The sequence below is a fragment of the Haloferax prahovense genome, assembly GCF_000723845.1.
GTDB lineage: Archaea > Halobacteriota > Halobacteria > Halobacteriales > Haloferacaceae > Haloferax > Haloferax prahovense.
Genome location: NZ_LK053000.1, coordinates 1,738,906 through 1,754,655, shown reverse-complemented (window position 1 = coordinate 1,754,655; position 15,750 = coordinate 1,738,906). Strand labels below are relative to the sequence as shown.

Sequence of the window (15,750 nt, the reverse complement as noted above, 5' to 3'; positions counted from 1 at the left end):
AGTCTTTTTGATGCGGTCCGGCTTCGGAAGAGTGCGAGCCGCCTTAGCTCAGACTGGGAGAGCACTCGACTGAAGATCGAGCTGTCCCCGGTTCAAATCCGGGAGGCGGCATTTTCCTGCGAACTACCGAGAGAGCGTTGCAACCGAGTCGTGAGCAGTGAAAATGTCGCCTCCCGGATTCTGAACCAGCGAGCGACGCGAACAAAGTGAGCGAGCGAGTGAGGTTCAAATTCGGAAGGCGGCAGTCGAGTTCTCAACGACCAATCGGAACAACGCCCGAGTTCAGCGGCTCAGACCCGTAGACTCGAACACACAGCACCACAGAGACCTGCGGCGTTCTTCAGAAGACTTATGCGCGTGAGGTCGCTGGATGCAAAGGCAATGGCGAAAGGTAAGGTCGACTTCTTCAACGACACTGGCGGCTACGGTTTCATCTCTACTGACGACGCGGACGACGACGTGTTCTTCCACATGGAAGATGTTGGCGGTCCGGACCTCGAAGAGGGTCAGGAAATCGAATTCGACATCGAGCAGGCCCCCAAGGGCCCGCGCGCGACGAACGTCACCCGCCTCTAAGCAGGCTTCCGTTCACCGCAGTACATTCACAAACTGACGAACTTTCCTCCGTTTTTCACGACCGCGAGCGACGGCGTTTCGGCGACCGGGTGACTGAGTCACAGACATGCGGAAGGGTTATCCGTCCGCAGGGTCGTTGTACAGTTGCAATGGCGAAAGGTAAGGTCGACTTCTTCAACGACACTGGCGGCTACGGTTTCATCTCTACTGACGACGCGGACGACGACGTGTTCTTCCACATGGAAGATGTTGGCGGTCCGGACCTCGAAGAGGGTCAGGAAGTGGAGTTCGACATCGAACAGGCCCCCAAGGGCCCGCGCGCGACGAACGTCACGCGCCTGTAATTCGGTTTCCGAATTCAGCAGACAGACGAATCGATTTCTGAGAGTTTTTTTACGCACCCCTGAGCCGTGAGGCTGTGCTGTAGGACCCCCCGCCTCGAGTAGACGCAGTCCCGACCGGGCGTCACGAACCTGTCGAACCCAGAAGGCTCTTATCCTCTCGTAGTTGTGCATCAAACGAACAACAATGTCCGACGACGGGGAGCTGGAACCTCCCGCGGGAATAGACGACACCCATATCGGCGCGGGCGTCTTCGACGAGACGATGGGCCCTGGCTCGTCGTTTGCGCACCTTTACCGGGGCGAAATACACCGGATGAAGTCGTGGCGCGAGCGGCTCGACCGGACCAGTAACTGGGCGATTACGCTGATGGCCGGGATTCTGACGTGGTCGTTTTCCGCACAAACGCACCCGCACTACATCATCCTCCTCGGGGTAGTGACGCTGAGTATCTTCCTCTGTATCGAGGCGCGGCGCTTCCGCGCGTACGACATCTGGCGCTCTCGGGTCCGGATGATTCAGCAGAACGTCTGGGCCTACGCGCTCGACCCGGACGGCGGCGTCCTCGACGAGGACTGGCGGGAGAAACTCGGGGAGGACTACCGTACGCCGAACATGAAGATACCCTTCGAGGAGGCGCTTGCCCACCGGCTCCGACGGGTGTACCTCCCGCTGTTCGTCGTGATGCTCGTCGCGTGGGTCATCCAGCTCACGGCGTACACGGACGGGGCGACGCTCGTCGGGAGCGCCGGCGTCGGCGGCGTCCCCGGAAACATCGTCGTCGCCTTCGTCGCCGGGTTCTACGCGACCCTGCTCGGTATCTCGTTCCGCCCGCGCGAGTGGCACGTCAACGGCGAACTCATTCCGAGCGACGTGACGGGATGGGAGCAATCGGAGTACGGCGACTCGTAGCGTCGCAATTCGAAATGGTTTTTTCGCTCCTGCGCGTCTGTCGAATCGCGCCGCCTTAGCTCAGACTGGGAGAGCACTCGACTGAAGATCGAGCTGTCCCCGGTTCAAATCCGGGAGGCGGCATATTCTGAGATTCTGAGCGGAGCGAAGAATCGAAGAAACGACGCCGGACTGATTTGAACCAGCGAGCAAATCTCCGATTTGCGAGTGAGGTTCAAATCCGGGAGAACTACCCATTTTCAGACCGAGAGTGAGAGTCAAAGCTCCGCTTACGCCCGCGCCTCGTCGAGCCACGCGGGTTCGTCGACGGTCGTCGAACCGACGCCCGTAAGCGAGTACTCCCACGAGCCGCGTACCTCGGTGCCGTCGTCCATCCGCCCCGAGAACGCCCACGATTCGTGGCGCGAGAGGCCGTCTTCGTCGACGAGGACGGCGTACTCGAAGTTCGTAACCTCCAGATTCCCGGGGTCGCCCTGCGCCGCGGCCGACCCGGCGAGAATCAGCGCCTCGCTCGCGGTCGATAGCTCGTAGCGCTCGACCGACACCCCGTCGAACGTCTCGGTGCCGGCGAACGTCAGGTCGTCGTCAGCGCCGTACGCGCGAGCCTGCGAGAGCGCGATGGCGGTGGTGAGAACCTCCATCGACCCCTCGTACGAGGTGTACGTGGCCTCGTCGCCGTCGCCAATCCGGACGTACGTCACGCCGTCGGCGACGTACTGCTCGACGGCTCCCGAGTCGGGCTGGCCGTCGGTCGCCGAGGTCGTTCGACTGTACGACCGCTCGGCTTCGAGGTCGGCGTAGAACTCGCGGGTGACTTCGGTCTCGACGCCGTTCGCGTCGACGCCGGTGTACGACCAACTGACGGTGAAGCTCCCGGCGTCGCGGAGGACACGCTCGGGGTCGCTCAACTCGAAGTCGTCGGTTCCGCTCGCGTCGGAGTCCGCGCTGTCGCCGCCTCCATCGGGCTCGTCGATGTCGTCGGTCTGGGCGCCCGGCGCAACGTCCGCGCCGCCGGTACAGCCGGCGAGGAGCACGAGAACCGCGACAATCAGGACGGGAATACGGTTGGAATACACGACAACCATACGACGAGTAGAATCTTAAGTAGGCGCAGTGACTCGCGGCCGATTCGACGCGGCCGGCGGCGAAGCCGGCGAACGAAAGCGCGAGTGCGCCGCTCAGACCGTCACCGACGCCGACGTCGCCACGTCGCGGTGCGAGACGCGGACCTCGACCCCCGACGGGGTGACGGAGACGGTCACGTCGTCGACGGTGCGTTCGTACTCGGCGGTGTGGCTGCCGGACCGGGAAACGCGCAGGCGCTTCGAGAGGAGGCCGGCGTCCACGAGCGGGTCGAGTTTTCGGTACGTCGTCGAGAGCGGGAGGTCGCACGCCTCCGAGAGTTCGCTCGCCGAGCGGGCGACGCCGTCGGTCGCGTCGAGGATGCATCGGCAGTCGTCGTCTTCGAGAAGCGAAAAGAGCGCGTCGACGGCGGCGTGGTCGTCGACGACGCGGGGTTCGGACGAGGCGGTCGGGGAGCGAACGGCGAAGGGGAGCGAAGCCTGACTCATACTTCTGTAGAGTCGGCGGACCGGGACCAACGGACAACCACGATAGCGTGGGACGTTTATATACCTCCATCCCCTCACCCCGCCGCCGACCGCGGCGGCGAAATCGCTACCCCTCTTCGAGGACGTCGCCGAGCAGTTTCGTCAGGGCGGCGGCGAGGTGTTCCGAGAACGTCGATTGGTTGATGTCGAGTTCGGCCGCGACCTCGGTCGCATTGGCTCCGCGCGGGCGCTCGAAGTAGCCCATGTCGTAGGCCGTCTGGAGGACTTCGAGCTGACGGGCCGTGAGCTTCCCGCGGTCGACGAAGACGCTGTCGCCGGGGGCGTCGCCGGTGGGCGAGCGCACGAGGCGCTTGATGTCGAGTCCGGGAAAGCGGTCGCGAAGCTCGCCGATGACGGCCTGCAACTGTTCGTAGTCGGCGGCGTGGAAGACGAGCGTCAGACTGCCGCGCTGGGCGAAGTAGCGGTCGACCGGACAGCCGAACTCGCCGAGGCACTCGCACGGACAGCCGGCGCTCCCGTCGTGGGTGTAGCGGTAGAGGTGCTTCGAGCCGTAGGAGAAGATGGGTTCGAGCGCGGACGCCTCCGGAGGGTCGTCGGCCTCGACGACGAACTCGGAGACGCTGACGTCGCCCGGGGTAGAGACGACGCTGGTCGAGACGGAATCGACGACGGAGTCCGTCGAGTGAGCGACCGAGGCGACGGGACAGACCGACGGCGAGTCGAATTCGACCGTGGCGCGAATACCGGCGGGCATCGTGTTACGCGCGGGCGACTCGGTGTTCGCCGCGGGACGCGACGACCACGGACATTACTGGTCGGACTCCGCGACGTCCAGTTCGACCGCCCGGCCGCCCAGCGTCTCGGGGTCGAGTTCGAACAGTTGGATGTCGAGGTCGCGCTTCGTCTCGCCCCAGATTTCGAACAGCGGTCGCTTGGCCTTACCGTACTGGACGATGCGTTCGACGGTCAGCTCGTCGGGGTCGACGCGTTCGAGCGTCCCCTCGGCGATGATGCTCCGGTAGCTCCCGTCGTTCGACTCGTGGACGACGAGTCGGGCCCGCGGGGACGACGTGAGGAACTGCCGCTTTTCGCTTTCGGGCGTGGAGACGAGACGGAGATAGAAGCGACCGCTCTCGCCGTCGTAGCCGTAGGAGATTGGAATCGCGTATGGTTCGTCCGCCTTCGCGAGCGAGAGGACGCCCGTCTCGTGACGGGACAGGACCTCGCGTATCTCGTCGGGCGAGAGTTCGGTCTGTTGGTCCAGAGACATCGGTTCGTACCACCAGACTCGCGGCCGACGTAATTACTGTTACTTCTCGGCGGTGTCCGAGAGACACCAACCGGGCGATATCGGCGGGGTCGGTCGCAGGCGCGAGTCGCTCAGGCGGTCGAGAAGGCGTCCGGCGTGAGCGCGGCGCTGCAGATGACACAGCCGTTTTCGAGGAGGGCGTCGCGCATGGAGTCGTTGACCAGCATGGACTCCGCACACTCCGGGCAGACGAATGTGTAGTCCGCGCTGTCGCTCATGTGGTTCGTAGTACGCGTGGCACACGTATATGTAGCCTACTGTTTTTCGAACGCCCGGGGCGCGGTGGAGCGAACGTCCCAACCGGGCACAGAGAAGAATGGAACCTCACGCGGAACATGGAGCGAACGCCTCGGTCGAGGTCGGACTCCCGCAGATGGGACAGCCGCGTTCGAGGACCGCCGCACGCATCCCGTCGTTGACGGCGAACCGCTCACCGCACTGCGAGCACGTGAACTCGTAGTCGTCCGTCGGCGACGTGGCGCTCATCAGTCCACCTCCGGCGATGCGAGCGTCGCCGTCATCGCGACCGCCCCTCCTCGCCGTCTTCGCCGCCGTCGGTGGCGACCTGCCGGAACGCGAGCGACACGCCGGCGTCGTCGAACGAAACCGAGAGCGTGTCGAAGGTGGTCGCGAACTCCCGCGGGTGGTGCGTTGCGGTCTGAATCCGCAGTCGCTCGTCGAGGAGCGACGCCTCGGTGAGCAGGTCGAGTTTCCGGTAGACCGTCGACAGCGGCACGTCGCAGAGTTCGGCGCACTCCTGCGCGGTCCGCGGGGCCCCGTCGCAGGCGGCGAGGATTCGCCGGCTGTCGCCGTCGCTGAGCGCAGAGAGGACGGCCGACGGCTCCGCGGCGACCTGCTGGGGCCGGGTCAGGTCGAGCGTCGATGCACCACGGGCGGCGAAAGCGGAAGAGGAGTTCATACTTCGATAGACGACGGACAACGGGAGGTATCTCCGCCCGCGCTATCCGGGGAGGTTTAAGTACTCGACCCGTCTCCGGCTTCGAGTTGAGCCAGTCTGCGGCGCACCGCGGGGTTCGAACTCGGCGCGAGGATGAAGTGGCCCGCGCCCATCGTGAGGCTCCGCAGGTACCAGTAGACAGCGCGCTCGACCGGGCGGAACCGGCCGTCGGTCAGCGCGACCGCGCCGCGCCACGCGTTCCGCCGCCCCTCGCGGAGCGTGAAAAACGACAGCGCCTCGTCCAGCCGACCCAGCGACTCGTCGATGTCGGCGACGCCGTCGGCGTACCGCTCGGCGATGAGGTCCTGTTCCTCGTCGACGAGGCGGCGGAGGACCCGGTTGATGCGGCGGTGGTCGTCGTACTTCGCGGGGCGGTCGGGGTCGATGCCGACCTCGTGGAGCGCCAGCGCGAGGTCGTAGTTCACGTGCGCGTTGACGCCGAGCAACACGTCCTGCACCACGAGCGACTCCCCGGCGAGCGCCGTCTCGAAGGAGAGTTGCCACGGGTCGGGCACGTCGTCGTGGTCGCCGCGCTCGAAGGCGCGGAACGCCCGGCGGTAGTGGTCCGCGAAGGTAACGAGGTAGTCGGCGACCCACTCGGGGTCGGTGAACTCGCCGCCGCCGAGTCCGCGGTCGACCTCGGCGGTGACGCGGACGTAGATGGTCAGGAAGGCGGCGCGGCGGTCGCCGCGCTCGTACAGGAGCGATTCGAGCGCCGACAGCCGCTCGTGGGCGTCGGCCACGTCCCGGAACGGCGCGTCGACGAGTTCGAGAACCTCCTCGGTCGCGTCGCGGGCGACACCGGAGAGCGACGGATTCGGCGTCCGCACCGCGGCCGCGAGCTTTCTTCCCTCCTCGAACGTCGTCCGTCGCATGGGTTGGCCGTCCAGACGGTCCCGCCTTCGATAACGATACCGGCGCGCACGCGCTCGCGACCGAGAATCAGCGGGTGGGACGCTCACGCCCGGCGCTGGAGACCGGACCGGGAGTCGATACGAAGCTCCCACCCGAGGATGTCCTGCATCGGCTCCGTCTCCGAAAACAGAGTCGGATACCACGCGTTGTCTTCGAGCACGTCGTGGACGCGGTCCCAGTCGCCGTCGTCGACCCGGCGGAGTTCGCCGTCGACGACGACGCTCTCCCACTCGTCCCGCGAGGGGGCGTTCCAGACGGCGAAGCTCGCGCGGGCGGTCCGCTCGGCGAAGTCGGCCTTCTTCGAGGACTCGCCGGGGCGGAGGAAGACGAAGTAGAGTCGTCCCCGGTCGGCGTCGTAGCCGAACGAGAGGGGGATCCCGTAGGCGACGCCGTCGTCGGCGAGCGAGAGGACGCCGACGCCCTCCTCGCGGAGCAGGCGGTCTATCTCCTCCGACGGCATCTCGATTCGGTTGTGTTCGGCGAAGTCAGGGCCCATGGGAGATATACGCACGGAGATGACATAAGCCTGCCAGCGACCCGGAGACCGGCGACTAGCGACCGACGAGTGGCCGCCGCGGCGCTCGCTCGGCCCCGACGCGCGACGCGGGGCTTATCCCCGGCGACGACGAACCGCGGGACGACACCCGGATGACGGTGAACACACTCCACCGGCCGACGCACCGCGACGCCCTCGTCCACCTCGAAGCCGCCTTCGAGCGCGACGACATGGTGACCGTGTTCGGTCGGTGCACGGTCGACTACGACGGCCGCGCGACGAGCGAACTCGGCCCCGGCGACCGGCTCGTCGTCCTGAAGCCGGACGGCTCGATTCTGGTCCACACGGACGAGAAACGGACGCCCGTCAACTGGCAACCGCCGGGATGTACCCACTCCGCGAGCGTCCGCGACGGCCGGCTTCGGGTCCGGAGCACGCGCACGAGCCCCGACGAGCGACTCGACGTGCACTTCGAGCGCGTCGAGCAGTGTTCGGCCTACGCCGTGAACGACCGCAGCGACCTCGAACTGGTCGGCAGCGAGGAGGACCTGCGGCAGCACATCCTCTCGGACCCCGACATCCTCGAACCGGGCTTCGAGCCGCTCGAGACCGAGCGGCAGAGCGACGCGGGCGCAATCGACATCTTCGGCGAGGACGCCGACGGCGTCCCGGTCGTCGTGGAGTTGAAGCGCCGGCGCGTCGGCCCCTCGGCGGCGAGTCAGCTCCGACGGTACGTGGACGCGCTCCACCGGGAGTTCGGCGACGACGAGCCGGTTCGCGGCGTCCTCGTCGCTCCCTCGGTGACCGAGCGAGCGGCGGACATGCTCGACCGCGAGGGGCTGGAGTTCGTCGCGCTCGACCCCGAGACGGGCGAACCTCCGGTCGAGGAGGACGACGGCGAAAACAGCGGTTCAGACGGGGCCGAAGCGGAAGAAGACGGCGCGGCCGGCGACGAGGCCTAAATCAGTCCAGACCGGCGGCGGCGACGAAGTTCTCGACGGTCCGAGCGGCCGTCACGTCGTCGAAGTCGCGGTCGGCGCCACCGTCGGGCCAGCCGAAGTCGTCGGCGATGCGGTCGAGGAGGTCGGCCGTGAACTCGGGGTGGTACTGGACCGTCCAGACGGGCGCGTCCTCGTGGCGCGTCGCGAGGTGGTCGTAGTAGTCCGCGGCGGCGACGGTCTCCATGCGGTCGCCGGGGGCGACGACGTAGTCGCCGTGGACCATCGGAATGCGCCCGGAGACGCCATCGAACAGGGGGTCGTCGCCGAGGTCAACGTCGGCGATGCCGCGGCGCTGGTCGCCGGCCTCGACGGTGCCGCCGAGCGCGTCGTTGACGAGTTGGTGGCCGAAACAGACGCCGAGCGTGGGCAGTTCGCGGGCGACGAGGTCGCGGACGAGCAGGCGAGCGTCGGCGAGCCACGGGCGCTCGTCGGCCTCGTAGACGCCCGCGGTGCTCCCGGTGAGCACGACGGCGTCGACGTTCGAGAGCGTCGGGAGGCCGTCGTTGGGGAGCGAGTGAACGGTCCCCTCGCGGCCGTCGAGGGCGAGGTCGGCGAGCGCGTCGGTGAAGTACGCGGGGCCGTCCGCAGCCATGCAGTCGCAGACGAGCAACATGGTCCGAACCGTAGCGACGGCGGCGCATAAGCGTGTCTCCCGGTCGAGGGGTCGACTCGCCCGCCGCCGGGGACCGGTGGGACTCGAATGCGGTTCGGTGGCCCATCGCGGCGAACCGACGTGCGAGCCCCTGACACGACCGCGGCGGGCGAATGAAGCTTCGAAGCGTTTTTAGCCCGCCTGACCCTTCGGTTTCACAAGTAACCATGTCAGACAAACCCGCCTCTATGTACCGGGAGATTACGAGCCCGGCGTACACCCGACGCGAGTACATCACGGGTATCCCCGGTTCGAAGATCGCACAGCACAACATGGGCGACCTGCAGGCCGACCCCGAGGACTACCCCGTCCAGATCAGCCTGAAGGTCGAAGAGGAAGTGCAGATTCGCCACGGTTCGCTCGAATCCGCGCGTCTGTCTGCCAACCGCCTCATGCTCAAGCACGCGGGCGAAAAGCAGTACAAGATGATTCTGCGCAAGTTCCCGCACCACGTCATCCGCGAGAACAAGCAGGCGACCGGTGCGGGTGCGGACCGTGTCTCCGACGGGATGCGCCAGTCGTTCGGGAAGGTCGTCGGGACCGCCGCTCGCATCCCCAAGGGCGAGACGGTGTTCACCATCTACTGCGACGTCGAGGACGCCGCGACCGCGAAGGACGCCTTCCGCCGCGCGTACAACAAGATGTCGCCGCCGTGCCGCATCGTCGTCGAGCGCGGCGAAGAGCTGCTCGTCGCGTAAGTTCGCGACCTCGCGCCGGCGCGTGTTCGGAACGCGCCTCGCCTCGAACCCATCATTTTTCCCCCGGGACGTCACCTCGTAGCGTATGCTTCGGTTGGCGGTCACCACCTCCAGCGAGACGTTCGAGCGAATGCGCGGCCCGCTCGGCGACCGCGGCATCGACGTGGGTCACCTCCCCGCCGAGGGGTTCGCACTCGACCTCTCGACGCCGCCGGCCGGGTCGTTCGACGCCGGCTTCGTCTACCCCTCGCGTCCGATGGAAGGCGGCGTCGTCACCGCCAGACACGACATCCCGTGGGTGAACACGCGCGAAGACGTGCTCACCTCGCGGAACAAGGCGGGCGTCATCGCGACGCTCGAACGCGCCGGGGTGCCGGTTCCGCGGAGCGTCTACGTCTCCAACCCGGCCGACGAGTCCGACCTGCTCGACGCCGTCGAGTCCGCGGGTCTCGACTATCCGGTCGTCGTCAAGCCGAACTCCACGACGCGGGGCGTCGGCATCGCCAAGGCCCACGACCCGGACTCGCTTTCGGGGCACGCGGACGTGCTGAGCCTCGTCCACGACTTCCGGGCGACCGGCGACAAGTCGTTCCTGATTCAGGAGTGGCTGCCGGACGCCCGCGATTACCGAGCGATGGTGCTCGACGGCGAGGTGGTCGGCGCGGTGGAGCGCCGACTGACGGAGGGCGCGCGCGACGGCGGGCGCTGGAAGCACAACGTCCACCGGGGCGCGGAGGCGGTCGGGGCGGACCTCCCGAAGCGACACCGCGACCTCGCCGAAGCGGTCGCCGACGAGTTGGGCATCCGCTATCTCGGGGTTGACCTGCTGGAATCCGACGGCCGGGTCGTCGTCTCGGAGACGAACGCCCGGCCGACCATCGACGACGACGCGAAGTACGACGACGGCTTTTTCGACCGACTGGCGGCGCTCGTCGAGCGGGTCGCAAAGAAGTCCTGAGCGGGCCGCGCGAAGTCGAGTCGCTACTCGACGTCGATTGCGGCGGAGTCCTCGGCGCGGTCGAACGTGACCTGCAGGACGCCGTTGTTGAAGGTGGCCGATGCGGAGTGCTCGTCGACGCGGGCCGGGAGGCGGATGCGTTCGTCGTACTCGCGGCGGTCACCGGCGGCGCTGATAGTCAGCGTCTCACCGTCGCACTTGAGGTCGATAGCGTCTTTGTCGACGCCCGGGAGGTCCGCGACGAGTCGGAGTGTAGAGCCCTCATCGTACACGTCGATGTGGGTCTCGGAGGCGAATCCGGCGTCGCCTCCGGTCATGTCGTTCATCATCCGTTCGATTTCGTCGAAGATGTTGTCGAACGGGTCGTCGCGGTCGTCTCTGACCATGGGGGCCGCTATGAAATCGGAGGATAAAACGTTTCTGCCTGTGACAGTCACCTGGCAGCGAATCGCCAGTATTCGGCCGCGAGCGACCGTCTACGGACAGACAGTGCGTCCCCGTTCGGGCGTGTCAATTCTCGTCCGTGTCTGATTAGTTGTGTTTGTTTCTGTGTCAATATTGATTGCTGATGAAAGGTAACGTTCGATTCAGTCGGATTTACCGAAACAGATATACTCTTGCGCCCGGCATATCAATACGGATACTACTCGAACATGAGTGAAAAATCCTACCTCAGCGCGGGCGAGAACGTGGATGAATCGGACGTGGTGCGGGTGGCACTCAACGGCTTCGGCCGCATCGGCCGAAACATCTTCCGTGCCGTCCTCGACAACCCGAAGGTCGAACTGGTCGCCATCAACGACGTCATGGACTTCGACGACATGGCGTACCTCGCGAAGTACGACTCCGTCATGGGCCGACTCGACGGCGTCGAGCGCGACGGCGATTCGCTGTCCATCGGCGGCACCTCGGTGAGCCTCTACAACGTCCAGTCCCCCGCGGAGCTTCCGTGGGGCGAACTCGACGTGGACGTGGCGCTCGAATGTACGGGCATCTTCCGCACGAAGGAAGACGCCTCCGCACACCTCGAAGCGGGCGCGGACAAGGTCGTCATCTCCGCGCCGCCGAAGGGCGACGAGCCGGTCAAGCAGATCGTCTACGGCGTCAACCACGACGAGTACGACGGCGAGGACATCGTCTCGAACGCCTCCTGTACGACCAACTCCGTCACGCCGGTCGCGAAGGTGCTCGACGAGAAGTTCGGCATCGAGAACGGTCTCCTGACGACCGTCCACGCCTATACGGGCAGCCAGAACCTCATCGACAGCCCCCACGCGAAGCAGCGCCGCGGGCGCGCCGCCGCCGAGAACATCGTCCCGACGACGACCGGCGCGGCGCAGGCGGCCACCGAGATTCTGCCCCAGCTCGACGGCAAGCTCGACGGCATGGCGATTCGCGTCCCCGTGCCGAACGGCTCGCTCACCGAGCTCGTCGTCCGCCTCGAAGACAAGCCCTCCGTCGAGGAGGTCAACGACGCCTTCCGCGCCGCGGCCGACTCCGGCCCGCTCGCGGGCGTCCTCGGCTACACGGACGACGAAGTCACCTCGCGTGACATCCTCGGCCTGCCGTTCTCCAGCACCGTCGACCTCAACACGACCAACCAGGTCAACGACGGCGGCCTCTACAAGATACTGACGTGGTACGACAACGAGTACGGCTTCTCCAACCGGATGCTCGACGTCGCCCACTTCGTCACCCACCAGTAGACGCCCCCACGAATCGCCCGCCCTTTCAGCGCGACTTACCCACCACTAAGTAATTCCTCTACGTTCTTCCACCCGATGTTCAAGACCCTCGATGACCTCGACCCGGAGCAGCGCGTACTCGTCCGACTCGACCTCAATTCGCCGGTCGAAGACGGCGAGGTCCAAGACAACCGACGGTTCGACCGCCACGCGGAGACCGTCCGCGAACTCGCCGAGGCCGGCCACCGCGTCGTCCTCATGGCCCACCAGGGCCGTCCCGGCGACGACGACTTCGTCTCGCTCGAACAGCACGCCGACATCCTCGCGAGCCACATCGACCGCGACGTGGGATTCGTCCCCGACACGTACGGCGACGCGGCCATCGCCGCCATCGACGCGCTCGAAGCCGGCGAGGTGCTTCTCCTCGAAAACACGCGGATGTGCGACGAGGAACTCCCCGAGGAGGACCCCGAGGTCAAGGCCGACACCGAGTTCGTCCGAACCCTCGCCGAGCACGTCGACGCCTACGTCAACGACGCCTACTCGGCGGCCCACCGCTCGCACGCTTCGCTGGTCGGCTTCCCGCTCGTGCTCCCCGCCTACGCGGGCCGCGTGATGCAGACCGAGTACGAGGCGAACTCCTCCATCGCCACCCGCGAGTTCGACGGACAGGTGACGATGGTCGTCGGCGGGACGAAGGCCACCGACGTCATCGACGTCATGAACAACCTCGGCGACAAGGTCGACCAGTTCCTCTTAGGCGGCATCGCCGGCGAACTGTTCCTCCGCGCCGCCGGCAACGACGTTGGCTTCGACCTCGAGGGCATGGACTTCTTCGACGACCAGTGGGAGGCCAATCGCGAGACCATCGAGTCGCTGCTCGACGAGCGCGGCGACCAGATTAAGCTCGCCGTCGACCTCGCCTACGAGGACGAGACCGACGACCGCGGCGAAATCGCGGTCGCCAACATCACGGAGAAGGACCGCGCCTACCTCGACGTTGGCTCGATGACGGTCGACGAGTACGACCCCATCATCCGCGACTCCGAGGCCGTCTTCGTGAAGGGCGCGCTCGGCCTGTTCGAAGACGAGCGCTTCGCGGTCGGCACGACCGGCGTCCTCCGCGCCATCGCCGAGACCGACTGCTTCTCCGTCGTCGGCGGCGGCGACACCTCCCGCGCCATCGAGATGTACGGCATGGACGAGGACGACTTCGGCCACGTCTCCATCGCCGGCGGCGCGTACATCCGCGCGCTGACCGGCGCGCCGCTCGCCGGCGTCGAGGCGCTGACGCAGGACTGAAGCCGCGTAGCGTCACCCGTCTCTCTTCTCGGCGAACACGCCAGCCGCGCCATCGACGAGAATCGCGACGCCGCCCGCGAAGACCAACAGCGTGAGGAGTCCGCCGACGGCGTTGTCGTCGGGGAAACTTCCCGAGGCGCGAACCGCCAGCGTCCACCCGGCGCTGAACGCCGCGTAGCCCGCCATCGCCGCGCCGACGGCGACGTTCGTTCCGCCACCGAGCGTCACGCTGAGCGCCGGCAACCCGACTGCCCCGGCGTCGTCGGCGGTCTCGGCGGAGCCGTCAGTCTCGCTCGCGTCGCCGTCGGTGCCGTCTCGTTCTGACACGCCCCGAACGGGGACCGCGCGGGCCATAAGTGTCACCCAACGTTGATAGCCGACGCCGCCGAACCGACGCGCATGAAACTCGGCGTCGTCTCCGACACGCACGACAACCTCGATTACGTCGAAGCCGCGGTCTCGCACTTCGAATCTGAGGGCGTGGACGCGGTCGTCCACTGCGGCGACATCGTCGCGCCCTTCTCGGCCGCGCCGTTCGACGCGGACTTCGACTTCCACGCCGTCCGCGGCAACAACGACGGCGAGTGGGCGCTCCGCGAGGCGGTGGAATCGTTCGGCACCTACCACGGTGACTTCGCACACCTGACGCTCGGCGGCCAAGAGATAGCGGTCTACCACGGCACCGAGGCCGGACTGGTCGACGCGCTCGTCGAGTCCGAAACGTACGATTTCGTCCTGCGCGGCCACACCCACGAGAGCGTGGTCGAACACCGCGGGGCGACGACGCACATCAACCCCGGCGGCCTGCCGATTCCCGGCGCGGACGACGAGTTCCACGTCGCCGTCGTGGACCTCGACACCGGGAACGTGGCGTCGCGGTCGCTCTGAGCGTCAAGCGAGTGGGCGGCCCGTTCAACGCCTATTATTAGCGGTTTGTTGTGTGAAACAGCCGCTCAGTAGAGAGCGCGTATCTATCGCACCTTCTGTATCAGTATCCTCGCTACGAGAACTATCGCTAATCCGATTAACAGCCAGAATACGACCGATGCAGCGATTCCAAGCCCACCGGGTGATGTGGGAAATGGGGAGGGCATACCAAATAATAGGATACTCAATTGATAAATGCAACCTCTGTACTGACCGGACAGAGTCAGAATACACCACCCGCTAAGGATTCCAAGGAGCCGAGTGGGTGGAAAAGCCGCGACCGCACCGAGCCGTACCAAACCGAACCGCACCCCACCGAACTGAGCAGTCGATCCGCGACTAGTCGTCGGCGAACTCCGCGCGCGCCTGCTCAGCGAATCCGGACGGACTACCGGAGATACCGATACCGAGCGTCTGGTCCGTGAGTTCCATGCTCGTCTGCTGGTCTTCGGTGTCGAACATCGCGCGGATAGCGTCGACGTTCTCGGGAATCACGTCGGACTGCTGGTGGATGGCCTGGAACAGATAGAGGTCGCGGCCGTTGACGCCGATGGACTCGCCCCACACGCAGTTCTCCCACATGTCGCCGCGCGGGCGGCCCGCGTCGAGCGCGAAGTCCATGAGCTTGCCCGCGCCGTCGATGCCCATCCCCTCCGGGATGACGTAGACGCGGTTCTCGCCTTCGAGCAGTTGTCGGACGTGCGCGCCGGTCACGTCGTCTTCGAGCGTGACGTTGAGCGCGTGGACGTGCATCAGCGTCGCCGGGACCTTCAGCCCGAGCGTGTCGATTTCGAGGTCCGGGAAGATGGTCTTCACGTCGGGGCCGTGGTGCGAGGGAATCTTGATGGGGTTCGGGAGAATGTCGTTTATCGGCCCGCGGGAGTTCTGACCGGGGTCGCCGCCGCGGCGGACGAGCGTCGCCCGGACCTTCTCGACGCCGTACTCGGCTTCGAGCGGCGCGATGATGCGCGAGAGACCGGTCGTGTTACAGGAGACGACGCGGACGTAGTCGGCGTCGCGGGCGGCGTCGAAGTTGGCCCGCGCGTTGAAGCTCACGTCGGCCACGTCGGCGTCTTCGCCGCCCTGGAAGATGGCGGGCGTGTGGTGTGTCTCGTACAGTTCGCGGTTCTCTGCGCCGATGCCCGACGGCGTGCAGTCGACGATGATGTCCGCCTTGGCAACCAGTTCGTCCACCTCGCCGGCGAGGTCGACGCCGGCCTCGGAGAACAGCGGCGAGCGTTCGGGAATCGCGGCGTACATCGGGTAGCCGCGTTCGCCCGCGGTGTGCGCTTCGAAGTTGGGCTGGGTCTTGGCCACGCCGATGAGTTCCATGTCGGGCTGCGCATCGACCGCGTCGGCGACGCGCTTTCCGATTGTGCCGTAGCCGTTGACACCCACTCGTATCATGGGTGACAAACGACCGGGCCCGACTATAGTTATTTCGATGG

At 66.2% G+C, this 15,750-nt stretch carries 22 protein-coding genes and 2 tRNA genes; 11 read left to right on the top strand and 13 right to left on the bottom strand.

Going from position 1 to position 15,750, the window contains the following annotated elements; translation table 11 throughout:
• Positions 1-37 precede the first annotated feature (37 nt).
• The 5 genes from BN984_RS08825 to BN984_RS08805 all read left to right on the top strand — a co-directional run bounded on the left by BN984_RS08825 (position 38) and on the right by BN984_RS08805 (position 1,953).
• Positions 38-111 (top strand) — tRNA-Phe (locus tag BN984_RS08825).
• Between the two features lie 270 nt (positions 112-381).
• A complete protein-coding gene (locus BN984_RS08820; RefSeq protein WP_004057907.1) occupies positions 382-576 on the top strand; it encodes a cold-shock protein in 195 nt (64 codons plus the stop codon).
• Between the two features lie 149 nt (positions 577-725).
• A complete protein-coding gene (locus BN984_RS08815) occupies positions 726-920 on the top strand; it encodes a cold-shock protein (protein WP_004057909.1) in 195 nt (64 codons plus the stop codon).
• Positions 921-1,104: 184 nt separating this feature from the next.
• Positions 1,105-1,830 carry a DUF2270 domain-containing protein gene (locus BN984_RS08810; protein ID WP_049968051.1) on the top strand — a complete coding sequence of 242 codons (726 nt, stop codon included), beginning with the start codon at positions 1,105-1,107 and terminating at the stop codon, positions 1,828-1,830.
• Positions 1,831-1,879: 49 nt separating this feature from the next.
• Positions 1,880-1,953, top strand: a tRNA-Phe gene (locus BN984_RS08805).
• A gap of 146 nt (positions 1,954-2,099) precedes the next feature.
• On the opposite strand, the gene BN984_RS08800 is transcribed toward BN984_RS08805, so the two are convergent.
• From BN984_RS08800 to BN984_RS08765, 9 genes are all read right to left on the bottom strand, one after another.
• Positions 2,100-2,906, bottom strand: a complete 807-nt coding sequence (locus tag BN984_RS08800) for a DUF7537 family lipoprotein (protein ID WP_049968050.1) — start codon at positions 2,904-2,906, stop codon at positions 2,100-2,102.
• Between the two features lie 102 nt (positions 2,907-3,008).
• Entirely contained in the window at positions 3,009-3,401 is a 393-nt protein-coding gene (locus tag BN984_RS08795) for a winged helix-turn-helix domain-containing protein (protein ID WP_008091733.1), read from the bottom strand.
• Positions 3,402-3,507: 106 nt separating this feature from the next.
• Positions 3,508-4,155, bottom strand: coding sequence for a DNA-binding protein (locus tag BN984_RS08790; protein WP_008091732.1), 648 nt, complete (start codon positions 4,153-4,155; stop codon positions 3,508-3,510).
• A gap of 54 nt (positions 4,156-4,209) precedes the next feature.
• Entirely contained in the window at positions 4,210-4,671 is a 462-nt protein-coding gene (locus BN984_RS08785) for a pyridoxamine 5'-phosphate oxidase family protein (protein WP_008091731.1), read from the bottom strand.
• Between the two features lie 110 nt (positions 4,672-4,781).
• Positions 4,782-4,928 carry a DUF7560 family zinc ribbon protein gene (locus BN984_RS19715; RefSeq protein ID WP_008091730.1) on the bottom strand — a complete coding sequence of 49 codons (147 nt, stop codon included), beginning with the start codon at positions 4,926-4,928 and terminating at the stop codon, positions 4,782-4,784.
• Between the two features lie 106 nt (positions 4,929-5,034).
• Positions 5,035-5,196 carry a DUF7560 family zinc ribbon protein gene (locus tag BN984_RS08780; RefSeq protein WP_008091728.1) on the bottom strand — a complete coding sequence of 54 codons (162 nt, stop codon included), beginning with the start codon at positions 5,194-5,196 and terminating at the stop codon, positions 5,035-5,037.
• A 31-nt stretch (positions 5,197-5,227) separates the two neighbouring features.
• Entirely contained in the window at positions 5,228-5,629 is a 402-nt protein-coding gene (locus BN984_RS08775; RefSeq protein WP_008091726.1) for a winged helix-turn-helix domain-containing protein, read from the bottom strand.
• Positions 5,630-5,685: 56 nt separating this feature from the next.
• Positions 5,686-6,543 (bottom strand): DUF5995 family protein, encoded by an 858-nt coding sequence (locus tag BN984_RS08770; RefSeq protein WP_008091724.1) that lies wholly within the window; start codon positions 6,541-6,543, stop codon positions 5,686-5,688.
• Positions 6,544-6,626: 83 nt separating this feature from the next.
• The gene (locus BN984_RS08765; protein ID WP_049968049.1) at positions 6,627-7,079 is read right to left on the bottom strand and encodes a pyridoxamine 5'-phosphate oxidase family protein; all 453 of its coding nucleotides are present in this window, start codon (positions 7,077-7,079) and stop codon (positions 6,627-6,629) included.
• 152 nt (positions 7,080-7,231) lie between these two features.
• Here BN984_RS08765 and nucS point away from each other — a divergent pair, with 152 nt between their 5' ends.
• Positions 7,232-8,041: an endonuclease NucS gene (gene nucS, locus BN984_RS08760; RefSeq protein WP_049968048.1), complete on the top strand. Its 810-nt coding sequence runs from the start codon at positions 7,232-7,234 to the stop codon at positions 8,039-8,041.
• 1 nt (position 8,042) lies between these two features.
• Here the strand turns inward: nucS and BN984_RS08755 are convergent, their stop codons facing one another.
• On the bottom strand, positions 8,043-8,693 hold the full coding sequence (locus BN984_RS08755) for a type 1 glutamine amidotransferase (RefSeq protein WP_049968047.1): 651 nt from the start codon (positions 8,691-8,693) through the stop codon (positions 8,043-8,045).
• 206 nt (positions 8,694-8,899) lie between these two features.
• Here BN984_RS08755 and BN984_RS08750 point away from each other — a divergent pair, with 206 nt between their 5' ends.
• Together BN984_RS08750 and BN984_RS08745 are read left to right on the top strand one after the other, a co-directional pair.
• The gene (locus BN984_RS08750) at positions 8,900-9,430 is read left to right on the top strand and encodes a 50S ribosomal protein L16 (RefSeq protein ID WP_049968046.1); all 531 of its coding nucleotides are present in this window, start codon (positions 8,900-8,902) and stop codon (positions 9,428-9,430) included.
• Positions 9,431-9,515: 85 nt separating this feature from the next.
• Positions 9,516-10,388 (top strand): ATP-grasp domain-containing protein, encoded by an 873-nt coding sequence (locus BN984_RS08745; RefSeq protein ID WP_008091716.1) that lies wholly within the window; start codon positions 9,516-9,518, stop codon positions 10,386-10,388.
• Positions 10,389-10,411: 23 nt separating this feature from the next.
• Here BN984_RS08745 and BN984_RS08740 read toward each other — a convergent pair whose 3' ends face one another.
• The gene (locus tag BN984_RS08740) at positions 10,412-10,774 is read right to left on the bottom strand and encodes an Hsp20/alpha crystallin family protein (RefSeq protein ID WP_004970480.1); all 363 of its coding nucleotides are present in this window, start codon (positions 10,772-10,774) and stop codon (positions 10,412-10,414) included.
• Positions 10,775-11,041: 267 nt separating this feature from the next.
• Here BN984_RS08740 and gap point away from each other — a divergent pair, with 267 nt between their 5' ends.
• The gene (gene gap / locus BN984_RS08735; protein ID WP_049968045.1) at positions 11,042-12,094 is read left to right on the top strand and encodes a type I glyceraldehyde-3-phosphate dehydrogenase; all 1,053 of its coding nucleotides are present in this window, start codon (positions 11,042-11,044) and stop codon (positions 12,092-12,094) included.
• 75 nt (positions 12,095-12,169) lie between these two features.
• On the top strand, positions 12,170-13,375 hold the full coding sequence (locus BN984_RS08730; protein ID WP_008091709.1) for a phosphoglycerate kinase: 1,206 nt from the start codon (positions 12,170-12,172) through the stop codon (positions 13,373-13,375).
• A gap of 12 nt (positions 13,376-13,387) precedes the next feature.
• Here BN984_RS08730 and BN984_RS08725 read toward each other — a convergent pair whose 3' ends face one another.
• Complete coding sequence (locus BN984_RS08725) at positions 13,388-13,702, bottom strand: hypothetical protein (protein WP_233514178.1); 315 nt, start codon at positions 13,700-13,702, stop codon at positions 13,388-13,390.
• Between the two features lie 72 nt (positions 13,703-13,774).
• Between BN984_RS08725 and BN984_RS08720 the strand changes: the two genes are divergently transcribed.
• Positions 13,775-14,263, top strand: coding sequence for a metallophosphoesterase (locus tag BN984_RS08720; RefSeq protein ID WP_008091706.1), 489 nt, complete (start codon positions 13,775-13,777; stop codon positions 14,261-14,263).
• A 378-nt stretch (positions 14,264-14,641) separates the two neighbouring features.
• On the opposite strand, the gene BN984_RS08715 is transcribed toward BN984_RS08720, so the two are convergent.
• The gene (locus BN984_RS08715) at positions 14,642-15,709 is read right to left on the bottom strand and encodes a type II glyceraldehyde-3-phosphate dehydrogenase (protein WP_049913350.1); all 1,068 of its coding nucleotides are present in this window, start codon (positions 15,707-15,709) and stop codon (positions 14,642-14,644) included.
• Positions 15,710-15,750 lie beyond the last annotated feature (41 nt).